Annotated in this window: 8 protein-coding genes and 1 pseudogene; 5 read left to right on the top strand and 4 right to left on the bottom strand. The window is 48.9% G+C overall.

Annotated features, from left to right (window positions below; all coding sequences use genetic code 11):
* Positions 1 to 2 precede the first annotated feature (2 nt).
* The 5 genes and pseudogenes from atpA to L21SP3_RS04465 all read left to right on the top strand — a co-directional run bounded on the left by atpA (position 3) and on the right by L21SP3_RS04465 (position 4,664).
* Entirely contained in the window at positions 3 to 1,526 is a 1,524-nt protein-coding gene (atpA, locus tag L21SP3_RS04445) for a F0F1 ATP synthase subunit alpha (RefSeq protein WP_077539546.1), read from the top strand.
* A 24-nt stretch (positions 1,527 to 1,550) separates the two neighbouring features.
* Positions 1,551 to 1,751, top strand: a pseudogene (locus L21SP3_RS12340) (GxxExxY protein); the annotation flags it as partial.
* Between the two features lie 100 nt (positions 1,752 to 1,851).
* The gene (atpG, locus tag L21SP3_RS04455; RefSeq protein ID WP_077539548.1) at positions 1,852 to 2,745 is read left to right on the top strand and encodes an ATP synthase F1 subunit gamma; all 894 of its coding nucleotides are present in this window, start codon (positions 1,852 to 1,854) and stop codon (positions 2,743 to 2,745) included.
* A 27-nt stretch (positions 2,746 to 2,772) separates the two neighbouring features.
* Entirely contained in the window at positions 2,773 to 4,191 is a 1,419-nt protein-coding gene (gene atpD / locus L21SP3_RS04460; RefSeq protein ID WP_077539550.1) for a F0F1 ATP synthase subunit beta, read from the top strand.
* A complete protein-coding gene (locus L21SP3_RS04465) occupies positions 4,191 to 4,664 on the top strand; it encodes a F0F1 ATP synthase subunit epsilon (protein WP_077539551.1) in 474 nt (157 codons plus the stop codon). Before atpD ends, L21SP3_RS04465 begins: the two co-directional genes overlap by 1 nt.
* A 64-nt stretch (positions 4,665 to 4,728) precedes the next feature.
* On the opposite strand, the gene L21SP3_RS04470 is transcribed toward L21SP3_RS04465, so the two are convergent.
* The 4 genes from L21SP3_RS04470 to L21SP3_RS04485 all read right to left on the bottom strand — a co-directional run bounded on the left by L21SP3_RS04470 (position 4,729) and on the right by L21SP3_RS04485 (position 12,023).
* Positions 4,729 to 5,427, bottom strand: a complete 699-nt coding sequence (locus L21SP3_RS04470; RefSeq protein ID WP_077539553.1) for a PEP-CTERM sorting domain-containing protein — start codon at positions 5,425 to 5,427, stop codon at positions 4,729 to 4,731.
* A 152-nt stretch (positions 5,428 to 5,579) separates the two neighbouring features.
* Positions 5,580 to 7,841 (bottom strand): LamG-like jellyroll fold domain-containing protein, encoded by a 2,262-nt coding sequence (locus L21SP3_RS04475; protein WP_077539555.1) that lies wholly within the window; start codon positions 7,839 to 7,841, stop codon positions 5,580 to 5,582.
* A 51-nt stretch (positions 7,842 to 7,892) separates the two neighbouring features.
* Positions 7,893 to 10,532, bottom strand: a complete 2,640-nt coding sequence (locus tag L21SP3_RS04480) for a LamG-like jellyroll fold domain-containing protein (protein WP_077539556.1) — start codon at positions 10,530 to 10,532, stop codon at positions 7,893 to 7,895.
* A gap of 246 nt (positions 10,533 to 10,778) precedes the next feature.
* Positions 10,779 to 12,023, bottom strand: a complete 1,245-nt coding sequence (locus L21SP3_RS04485; RefSeq protein WP_077538624.1) for a tagaturonate epimerase family protein — start codon at positions 12,021 to 12,023, stop codon at positions 10,779 to 10,781.
* Positions 12,024 to 12,029: the final 6 nt, after the last annotated feature.

The following is a 12,029-nucleotide window of genomic DNA, read 5'->3' on the forward strand; positions in this document are numbered from 1 at the left end:
TTATGAAACTTGACGTTCAGGAAATAAGTTCGCTGATCAAAAAAGAGATCAGCCAGTACAATAAAGAGATCGATGTTTCTACTGTCGGAAGAGTAACGGAAGTGGGCGACGGGATTGCTCACGTTTACGGGCTCGAGAATGCGATGGCAGGAGAAATCCTCGAGTTTGAGGGGGGCGTCCCCGGCGAGGTTTTCAACCTGAACGAGAACAGCATTGGTGCAGTGATCTACGGCGACTACAGCAAGATAAGCGAAGGAAGCGCCGTAAAAGCTACCGGACGCGTGCTTACAGTTCCCACAGGAGCGAAACTGCTCGGGCGCGTGGTAGATCCGCTCTGCAAGCCGCTGGACGGCAAGGGTGAGATTGAATCGGAGGCGATGCGTTTAGTAGATTCCTCTGCACCCGGAATCGCTGACAGGCAGCCTGTGAATCAGCCCCTTATGACCGGTCTTAAGAGCGTGGATGCGATGATCCCGATCGGAAGAGGCCAGCGAGAGCTGATTATCGGAGACAGAAAAACCGGCAAAACAGCGATTGCTCTTGATGCGATAGTCAATCAGAAAGGCGGGGATGTAGTCTGCGTTTATGTGGCGATCGGGCAGAAGGAATCCACTGTAGCAGAAGTTGTGGATATGCTCGAGAGGCATGGAGCTATGGAACATAGCGTAGTAGTAGCTGCGAATGCCTCAGACAGCGCACCGCTTCAGTATATCGCGCCTTACACCGGCTGCGCTATAGCTGAGCATTTTATGTATAAAAGCGGCAGAGATACCCTCTGCGTTTACGACGACCTTTCAAAACACGCTGTGGCCTATCGTGAGATGAGTCTTCTTTTGAGAAGGCCGCCGGGAAGAGAGGCCTTCCCGGGCGATATCTTCTACCTGCACAGCAGACTGCTGGAAAGAGGCGTTAAGCTCAGCGACAAACTCGGAGGCGGCTCGCTAACCGCCCTGCCGATTGTGGAAACTCTCGAAGGACAGGTTTCAGCGTATATACCAACGAATATAATCTCAATCACAGACGGCCAGATATACCTGCAGAGAGATCTTTTCCTCTCAGGCGTGCGTCCTGCTGTTGATGTGGGGATAAGCGTTTCGAGGGTTGGCGGAGATGCTCAGGTACCGGCGATGAAGAAGGTGGCCGGAAGGCTCAGGCTCGATCTGGCATCTTTCCGTGAATTGGAAGACTTCGCACGCCTCGGCACCGAGCTGGATGAGGCCTCGCAGGCACAGCTCGACAGAGGATACAGAATGGTGGAGCTGCTCAAGCAGCCCCAGTTCTCGCCGATGAGCTGCGCTGATCAGGTGATTTCGATTTTTGCAGGCTCAAAGGGAGCTCTCGACGATATAGAGGCTAACAGGGTATCAGACTTCCTGACCGAGCTGCTTGCTTGGATGCGGCTTGAGGCAAATGAGTATGTAAAGGAGATTGAAGATACAGGCAAAATCTCAGATGAGCTCGCTGAAGGACTTATGAGCGTCATTGAGATGTACAAAAATGTTTACCGCTTCTCCTTCGCCGGGTAGAGGTTTGATAAGTTTATATAACCACGAAGGCTCGATTGCGGATATCGTATTGATATTTTAGTAGAAGAAAGTTTGCTTATTGAATTAAAAAGCGTAGATAAGATAATACCGGTGCATGAAGCTCAGATATTATCATATATGAAGATGGCTGATTGCAGAGAAGGTTTGCTGATTAATTTTAACAACAAGCTTTTGAAAAATGGAATTAAAAGATATGTGCTTTAAAAATATAACACAAATCACATTACAAAATAAAATCTTAGTGTTCTTCGAGCACTTCGTGGTTAAAAACCAACTACCCAAAAGTAATTTAAGTTGATTAAATATGGCGAGTATAAGGCAAATACTTCAAAGGAAGCGGGCGGTAGCGAACATCCGCAAGGTAACTAAGACGATGGAAATGATCTCAACCTCGCGTTACCGCCAGTATTTCGATATGTGGCAGAGCGGGCAGAAATTCTACAACTACCTCGCTGAGCTAGCCTACCTTATGCTCACGAGCGACAAGAAGATTGAGCATCCGCTGATGCAGGAAAACGAATCGGGGAACATAGCGATCCTCGTTATCGGAGCAAACAGGGGCCTTTGCGGCGGCTTCAACAGCGCACTGAATCATATGATTGAGGTGCACATCAAACGAGCGAAGCGTTTGCGGAAAAAGCTTATTGTATATGTATCTGGTAAAAAGGCCGCTGCCTATCTCAGGCATAAGGGCGTGAAGGTAAAAAAAGAATTCTCCGATTTTGAAGAGATGCCCACCGCTAAGCAGAGCGATGATATGGCAGATGATTTTATGAATCTCTATATCAACGGCGAAGTTGACTACTTCGGCATTGTTCACACTAGGTTCTTCTCAGTAGCGAGCCAAAAGCCTCAAACGCTCACAATCCTGCCTGTTTCCGAGCTGATAGACGATTTAACAACACGCTCCACGGTTATATGGCCGTGGTCTTGCGAGGCGGGCGAATTTGAGCTCGAGCCGGATTTAAACGAGATGTTCGAGGGAATGGTTCGGATGATGCTCAGAACGGCTGTTTCCGGCTGCTTTGTAAATTCGGTTCTGAGCGAGTATTTGGCGAGGGTAGTGGCGATGAAGAGCGCAACAGACAACGCAGAAGATATGATTAAAGCCCTTAATTCTCAGTACAACAGCGCAAGGCAGAACAAGATTACAACAGAACTAACCGATATAGTCAGCGGCGTTGAGGCGCTGGGCTAAATAATAACCTTAAGAAACGCAAAGACTATGAATACAGGAAAAGTTACTCAGGTTATCGGAAGCACATTTGATGCTGAGTTTGATGTAAACAGCATCCCGGGGGTTTACAGTGCCCTTGAGGTAAATTTTGAATGCAATGAAACAAAGTACAGGCTGATAGGCGAAGTTCAGCAGCACCTCGGCGGCGGGAAAGTACGTGCGATAGCCCTTGGTTCAACACTCGGTCTCAAACGCGGCGAGCAGGTGATAGATACGGGCAAGCCGGTTACAGTACCCGTGGGCGAAGAGACACTCGGAAGGGTATTTAATCTGCTGGGCGAACCGGTGGACGGGCTTGAAAAGCTCGAATCAGCCCAGAGACACTCAATACACAGAAAGCCGCCTGAATTTACTGATCTGTCCGCAAAGAGCGAGATGTTTGAAACGGGGATCAAGGTGGTAGATCTTCTCTGTCCGTTCGTTAAAGGCGGAAAAACCGGCCTTTTCGGCGGTGCAGGCGTTGGTAAAACCGTTCTGATACAGGAGCTGATAGCCCGAATCGCCACAAAACACGGCGGATATTCAGTATTTGCAGGTGTAGGCGAGAGAACAAGAGAAGGCAACGACCTCTGGCGTGAGATGAAGGAAACGAAGATCGGCAGCAGCGATAAGAGCGTGCTCGATCAGACATGCCTAGTTTTCGGGCAGATGAACGAACCTCCCGGGGCGAGGCTGAGAGTAGCCCTGAGCGCTATGACAATGGCGGAGAATCTCTGCGAGCTGGGCGGCGGCGACACGCTGCTGTTTATCGATAATATATTCCGTTTCTCGCAGGCAGGTTCGGAGGTATCGGCTCTGCTTGGCAGAATCCCTTCAGCTGTTGGCTATCAGCCGAACCTCGCAACAGAAATGGGACAGCTCCAGGAACGCATCGCCTCAACATCAAACGGGGCAATTACATCTGTGCAGGCTGTTTATGTGCCTGCGGACGATCTAACAGACCCCGCCCCCTCTACCACTTTCACGCACCTTGATTCATCAGTTGTGCTGAAAAGGGCGATTTCAGAAAAGGGGATTTATCCCGCTGTTGACCCGCTCGAGAGCTCCTCTCGAATACTCGATGAGAATATCGTGGGCAAAGAGCATTACAAAACCGCTCAGAAGGTGCTTGAGTTCCTCCAGCGATACAACGACCTTCAGGATATCATCGCTATTCTCGGTGTGGATGAGCTCAGCAGGGAAGACCAGCAGGTGGTTTCGAGGGCAAGGAGGCTCGAAAGATTCTTCTCCCAGCCGTTTATGGTTACCGTGCAGTTTACAGGCATGGAGGGCAAATACGTAACCTCTGAGCAGACCGTGGAAAGCTGCAAGCAGATATGCTCAGGTAAATGGGACCACCTCCCCGAACAGGCGTTTATGTATGTGGGGGATGTTGAAGATGCAGCTGAAAAGGCGAAGGGGATGTAATGCCTGCACTCTCGAGATTCAAATGCGTTCTACAAACGAGAAAAAGAACCCTGCTGGAATGTATGGCTAATTCTGTAGTCGTGCCTGGGTCTCAGGGGCAGATGGGTATAATGCGCGGGCACTGCCCGATGCTCTGCGAAATAGGCCTTGGGATTATGACAGCCAAAGGGCTGTCGGATTTCGATTACAACCCGCTTGAAGACCGCCACTTCCTGCTGGACGGCGGTTTCGTTCGGATTGCTGATAACAACGTAGCGGTAATAGCTTACGATGTAACAGGTTTCGATGAGATACCGATGGAGAAGGTTGATCAGATGGTGGAAAAGGCGAAAAATCTGCTCGAGGGCGATAAGTTTACTCGGCAGATAAGAGGCCATGAAATCAAAAAAGCCGAGATGATCCTTCGCCTAGCAGAGCTTGCAAAATACAGCTCAGCCGGGGCAAATTCCTCCAAGCAGCCGGGTTCTCAATAAGAAAAGCTCAAAAAAAGAAAGCGGCCGCTAAGCCGCTTTTATGAGAAAAGTGTGTTTTAGTGTTTTAATTACGTTTTCTTCTTCTTACAAGCATCCCAATTCCGCCAGCACCGAGCATAATCATAGAGGCCGGCTCTGGAATTTCTGTAATCCTTATTGCATTGGCATTAGAATAGAACGCCCCTGCTTGGGAGTCGACCGTAAACTCAGCAGAAATCATGCCGTTCTGCTCTGGTGATACAGCCTCCCATACAAGCCAGTCTGAATCATTGTATGCCTGCTGGGCGCACCAGCTTTCCAGCTCCTGCTGAGTAGCGTCGGAGTTATAGTTTTCGTCTGCGTATTCGCCCTGCACAGTAATCCCGGAAACTGAATACTGGGAAATCCAGGATGAAAGCACTTCCACCTGATACACCTTCTCGCTGTGGAGGCCATCGAAATCAATCTGTGAGGAGCTGTTTATTGAATACACAAAATCCTCTGCTACCGCCTGATCAACCCAGTCAATTGTGCTGTTGTCCCAGCCGCCGGCCTGCTTGTAATCGAAGCCGCTGCCGGAAACAGAAACTCCTGTGCTGAGCTCTGTGTTGAAATCAATCAGCCCTGCGCCGGCGTCAAGCTGAGCGAGGCTTAGAGTGTTCCAGCCTGCTTCGGCTGGGTCATCTGAGCTGTTGCCGAGATCAATCCTGAGCTCCATCTGGCCTATTGCCGGCATACAAACCAGCGAGGTCAGAATAACAACTGTAATAAATTTGTTTTTCATTTCATCTTTCCTTTACATTAAAAACTCTCTCCATCCGGCACCTTAACCGAATGCCTCAAACAACTGTTTTCACATTACCATATAAATCTGTAAAACCAAATAAAAATTAATGCGGGGCCGAGATTTTTGAGCCCCGCATTTAATTATTCGGTTTATTCGCAGTCTTCAACCGGTATCAGGTTGCAGAGCTGCCAGTCCATAGCCATCATGGCATAGTCCTCAAGATTCACCTGACAGTCGTCGTTGAAATCCATCGGGCCTACAGGGCCGAGACAAATAGTCTCTCCCGGCTTGGCTTCGGTGTACATCTGAGCCACTTCCACAACATCCATGGCCCCAATGTAGATCCTCAGGTCATCAAGCTTACCTGTGAACAGAGATGCGGGTTCGCCGTCAGTGATTGCAGCACCTATGAAGAAGTTAGACTCTGAAGGGTCGGCATAGCTGTCGCTTACCTGAGCCTTATTCTCAATCTGACCGTCAACATAAACAGCAATCTGATTCTTAACGGAATCGTATGACCAAGCAACGAAGTGCCATTCTCCGTCATTAACGGCTGTCTCTGCGGTAATCTCGCCATAATCTCTCGCAGCTGTTACCGGCACATCAGAGCCGTTCAGAGAGCATACCCAGCCCTTCCAAGGCTCGCCTTCAACTCTGTCCTGCTTCTGGAAAACAGCGCTCCAGTTGCCCGGGAGCTTATTAACCCAAGCAGTAACGGTGTATCCGAATCTGAACAGGTTATTATCTGCAGTTCCGCCAACAGTCAGGAAGTTGTAGAGCGGGTTTTCAGGGTCTGAGAAGTCCGGGGCGAATTTGTATGCCTGTCCGTCGAAGCCGTCAACAAACTGAGGAGCACCTCCGCCGAACGGGGCTGCTGCTGCACTTTGAACCTCGTCTGTGGTTGAACCGTCAAACTTCCAGTGGTAAGCGAGCTCGCCTGCAGGCTCGGTGCCTGTAACAAACTTGTTGAGCCTGCCTTTAACCACAGAGCTGTCGGACATAACGCTGTCGATTCTCCAGAAGTAAACTGTATCATCTTCGAGAGTAACTGAGCTGATATCGAGCTCTGTAGAGCCCATAACGTTGCCCTGATAGGTAGATGAGCCTGAGCCGGTATCTGTTGCAACTGCCATCTTGTCAGTTCCGAGGTAAACCTCATAGCTGATAACGTTTGCATTTTGAGATGAGGTGTCAACAGTAACGGCTTCGCCGCTCGCACCAACCGGAGATACCGCAGGTGCATTAGACCACTGAACAGTAGTCATAGCGGTGCTTACGTACTTCTGCTCGTCGTAAGGCGAAACAGCCTGAGCAGCTGCCGGCTCCTTGCCGCTGAGTACGTAGAAATCATCGCTCCTGCCTTCTGCGCTCTCGGGGTAGTAGGCAAAGTAAACATCATCTCCGGAAGCGCCCGGGGCAATGTCGCCATCAACGATATCGCCAACTACATCGCTGTAGTCATCGGTGAGCTCAGCATCGTAGTTCGGATATTCTTCTGCATCGTAGCCGAAGCGGTCTGCATAGATAATCCCTTCGCCGAGCGAAGTCGTTAGAGTGTTATCTACAGCCTCATCATATCTGAAGATAGTGGCGTCTATAACGCCGCTCAGAAGATCAAGGGTGCAGTCGCCTTCTGTAGTTATCATAAATGTATCGGACCCGCGAAGATAACCGCCGTTAACAGTGGTGTTCACATTTGCATTGTTCGGTGAGAGCTGAAAGTCGTATGCCTCGGTTAACCCGCCGGTGAAATTGGCTTCGGCTGTATCGCCTTGCCCGCTCCATTGTTTTATCCAGAAAGAGCCTTGAACATCAATATGGCCGCCGCTGATATTTGTTGTCATAACGCCGGACTGACCGTAGAAGTCTCCATTCACTCCCAGCTCTCCGCCGGTCATAGTAATTGCAGCAGTAGCTGCCCCCCATTCTGCGCATCTAACGTTTCCGTTAATAAAAGTATGTCCGCCGTTAATTTCGAGGAAATTGCCGGTTACGGCTCCTTTGTAACCAACTTGGAAGACATTTCCGGAATCAGTAGCTGTTCCCATAAAGTTCACTTCGCCGCCGTTTACTATGAGGCCATTGCCACTGCCGTATCTGCCAGCCCAACCGTACTCATTTACGGTAAGAGATGCGCCGCTTTCAACCTCTGCAATAAAAGGTCCATCGCCATTGCTCAATAACAGCTTGCTGCAAACCGCATCAACACCGTCTTCAACAATAATGTTTACTGGTGCGTTGTTATTTATCCATAGAACATCATTAATAGTCGGCAAACTGCCGCCCCAGTTGGCTGGGTCGTTCCAGAGTGCTTCGCGGTTCTCATCGGTATTATCGCCTGTCCAATTAAGCGCAAACGCACCGGAAACGATGATTACTAAGGCAAGTATCATAAATGCATATTTTTTCATAATTTATGCTCCATTATTTAATTAGCAAATCACTAAAACTCAAACCACCGTTTATTCGCACAGCGGTACGAGGTTACATCTCATCCAGTCCGCAGCAAATACAGCCAGATCGCTCAGGCCGACTTTGCAGTCGTCGTCGAAGTCGTATTCGAGCGGGTCTGTACAGATATTTCCGCCCTCAATATCAACGTACATCTGAGCTATCTCCTGCTTGCTCATTGGATAGTTCCAAGCCTCGAATTCATCAAGGGCGCCGAAGAACTGGCTAGTGTAGTTTCTGTCGAATTCATCATTGGAGTTTAGATGAATCTCCTGGCCGAGTACAAACGGAATTGGATGGGTCTCGGTGTATTCATCGGCCGGTTCGGTATCTGTGCCGACCAGCTCACCGTCAATGTATGTATAAGCGTGCTTCACCGGCTCGCTTTGAGGATCCTCAGGGTCATCTGCGAACGGGTCTCCGTCGAAAACGAACGTAACCATGTGCCAGTTGTCGTAGAGATCATCAATACCTGCAGAAATCGACGCTGATGTATCTCTTCTCAGGTGGAATAATTCGTAAGAATAGATTTGATTAACAAAGCCGAATCTTCCTGAGCCTTCGCCCTCGCCGTCGAATCTCCATTCCTTGCCGAAAATTGTCTGCCACGTGCCGGTTACATCCTGCTCGTAAGGCACAACAGAATCAGCCTTAACCCAGTAGTTGATGGTATAGCCGTATTTGTAGAAGTTCAAATCGTTGCTGTCTGCAAGCTCAAGGCCGTTGTAAACAAACTGCGCATTGTTTGGATCGCCGGCCGTGTCAACCCTCTGGAAGTCGTATGCCTGACCGATTTTCCCTGTATCGTAGGATGCGCTTCCGGTTTCGCCTTCATTGCCGCTGACAAATGCATCGTATCCGCTTGCAAGCTCTGCAAGGCTTCCATCGAACGGCAGGTCAAGAACCTGACGCTTCACAGTAAGCATTGCCTCCTGAGAAACAGTTCCCGCTGCGTTTGTAACCTCGCACATATAAACTGCTTCATCTGCCAAAGTAACTGCCGGCAGAGAGAGAGTTGCTGAGGTTTCGCCTGTAAGCTCTGCGCCGTCTTTATACCACTGATAAGTTTCGGGAGATATAGAGTCCACAGAAACAGTAAAGTCTACGTCTGTTCCTGCATCAACCCATACGTCTTCAAGCTCTTCGCCTTCAACGAAAGACGGGAAGCTTTTCTCAGTTTCGAATGAGTAGATCTTGCCGGGTATAATCTCGCCTGTGCTGAGCGTTTCATCAACTCTCCAGTAGTAGGTTTTGTCTCTCTCTACAGCGCCGTCAAGAGAATAGCTCGTTGTAGAAGCTGGGAAAGTTCCCTGCACGATACCAGTATCAACCTCGCCTGTAGAGGCATCGTTCGGCTCGCAGGCAGCAAGCATCTCGAATGACTCTGAGAGGTAGAGCGTATGATTTGTGATGTCCGGATTTGCAGTATCGTAGGAAGCGGTAATCAAAGAGCCGTCTGTAGAGGCTGCTCCGATCTCGCGTCCTGTCTGCCATGTGAGAGAGCCGTCAATTGAAACGCCGGTCTGCCCGTCTTCTACTGTATCGGGAAGGGCGAAGCTGGGCTCTACAACTGAAACAGCATGGAAGCCGTCTTCTGCGCCTGCTGATGTTTCTGGATATTCAACAAAGTAAACATCACTCACGCCGTCTGATGCAGAGATGTAGCCCTCTGCAACGCAGCTGCCGAGAATAAGCTCTTGGGCCTCTGTGAGAGCATCGACAACCATAAAGCCCTCGTCAATGCTGAAAGAGTTCTGGCTTGAATTGAGCAAATCCATACCGCCTTTAGACCAAAGCATACCGCCGTTTAAGTTAGCGGAAGAGCTTCCGTAGTTTGTAGTGAGCAATTCGCCTTCGGAGACAATATATCCGCTGTTGAGATTCACTGCAGAAGCGCCGTTTCCGCTGAATTCAACGGGACTGCCCTGAAGAAGGCCGTAGGTAACGTCAACTGTCGCAGGTGAGTTGGTTTCCTGATCGTCGAATGTAAATCTGCCGCCTGATTTGATATAGCCGTAGTTCACTGAGATTGAGCCGTTGCCTTCTTCGCAGTAAATCGGGCCTTCAGTATCAATATAGCCGTTGGTTACAGAAATTGACGAAATAACAACATCCAATGCCTCCTTGAGGCTCTTAGCGTCGTTTCCGAAGATCATGCCCCCGCCGTTGAGGATTTCAAGTGAACCGCCATCAATAATTAAATCATTACCGTAGCTTCCGCCTTTATCCGGCTCGGGAGCACGAAGACCGTAGGTTTCTCCGGCAGCATTGTTTATGGTTACCTCGCCGCCGAAAATCTTGAGATCGTGGTTGTAGTTGTTTCCTGTTTCATTACCCCATCTGCCAAGCCAGCTGTAGTTGTCTATAGTGAGCGTGCCGCCTTCGTAAACGACAACCTCTTCATTGACGTGCGTCCCGTTAGAGAAGTAAAGATGATTACAAACCGCATCGACGCCGTCTCTAACGTAAATGGTGGTTTGATTATCGTCGCCCACATTGTACCAAATATTGGTACCGATACCCGGGACTGTGCCGCTGCCCCAGGTTAGAGGAGAGTCCCAATCAAGATTGCCCGGGCCGTTTACGTTGTCCGCCCAAGCCGGCCCAGCCGCAAACAAGGCCATTAACAAAACAAATAAGTACTTTTTCATAAAAAACTCCTTAAAATTAAAAATAAGCCTTAAACCTGATTCCTAAGTCCGAATTGGAATCAGCTTAACCAAAAGCAAATCGAGCAGACCTTAAACGGCCACTAAATCTCTTTAAATAAGTTTTTAAAAACAGTCGTATGTAAATATCTTGAGGAATGGCTTTTTTCGCATTTAAGCAAAAAAAAATTGAAATTTTTGTATTTTTTTGCTGACAGCGAAAAAATCAGGATAGTCCATTCATCAAAATCAGCCAAACAGCGGCAATATATGCCTGTTGTAAATATTGTTCGTTACATTTTTCGAAATGCTGCTTTCATACTTATTCAAGGCTTGAGGGTATTCCTCTCCCATCTCAGCAGCAATCTTATAGCCCACATGGAGCAATTGCCTCATATCCGGATTGAAATCTTTTGAATCAGGTTCATGGCGGATAGCATCAGCAAATTTCTCAGAGCTCCAGACTTGAATCTCTTCTGCAGAAGGCAGGCGATCTTTGCTTATATCGATTACAGACCAGTACGGGGCAGTAAGCTCATCGAATCTCTCCAGAGACTCCTTGTAGATGCGTTTTGCAATTTCAAGGCCGCCTCCGCCGGCTTCCGCAAGGCCAATAAGCTCTTCAAGCCAGGTTGTGCCGGCAGTTTTAACGTGCACGCCTGCATTAAATTTCTTTAACGCCCTGTTGATTGGTTTATAAATCGAAAATTTATCACTGCCCGAATGCACGCTGAGCTTGATATTTCTCGGCAGTTTAAATTCCTCAGCGGCAAACTGAACTACGGCTATATCCTGATTGAATTCTTTCTCAAAGTCTGCAGGGTCCCCCACGTAATCAACGCCTTTTTTGAAGCGTCCGGTAAATTTCGGGGCGATGGTTTGCGCCGGAATGCCCTCCCGGGATATCATAAGCAGTATGAAAAACAGCTCTGCGGGGGTTTGCGGGGATTCGGTTTCATCCATGGAAACCTCGGTGATAAAGCTGCCATTGCCCTTGGCCTTCTCGATTGTGCGGTAGATTTTCCCCGCTTCCCTAACCGCAAAGAGATACTTGTCTGCAATGATTTCTATCTGCTCAGGTGAAACTTGATATTCCTCTTCAATGCCCGGAATTTTCAGTTTGCCGGCATACTCAAATGCTTCAGCGGTGAATTTATCCTTATCCTGCCCTGCCGGTGCAGTTCCGATATAGTCTCCGATATCAAGCGTGAAGAAATCGCTGAAGCCTATAAATTCCGATACATTGCTCAGATTGATATGGTCTGCATCTACGTGATAAGCCCCCTGCCAGCCGAGCGCCTGCACGCTTTGGTCTGCCTCGAGCCTTACATCCTCCGGACGGCTGCCGACTGCCTTGTGCTCGCGGTGTGATTTATTCCACACCGGCACAATATCCAGCCCCGCCTCTTTAGCCTGCATTATCGCTTTGAGCTGCCATTTCCCCTGACAGCCGAAGCGATCTCCAACACCGAATGAGTATTTCTCTAATTCCATTTTTTC

The sequence above is a fragment of the Sedimentisphaera cyanobacteriorum genome, from assembly GCF_001997385.1.
GTDB classification, from domain to species: Bacteria; Planctomycetota; Phycisphaerae; order Sedimentisphaerales; family Sedimentisphaeraceae; genus Sedimentisphaera; species Sedimentisphaera cyanobacteriorum.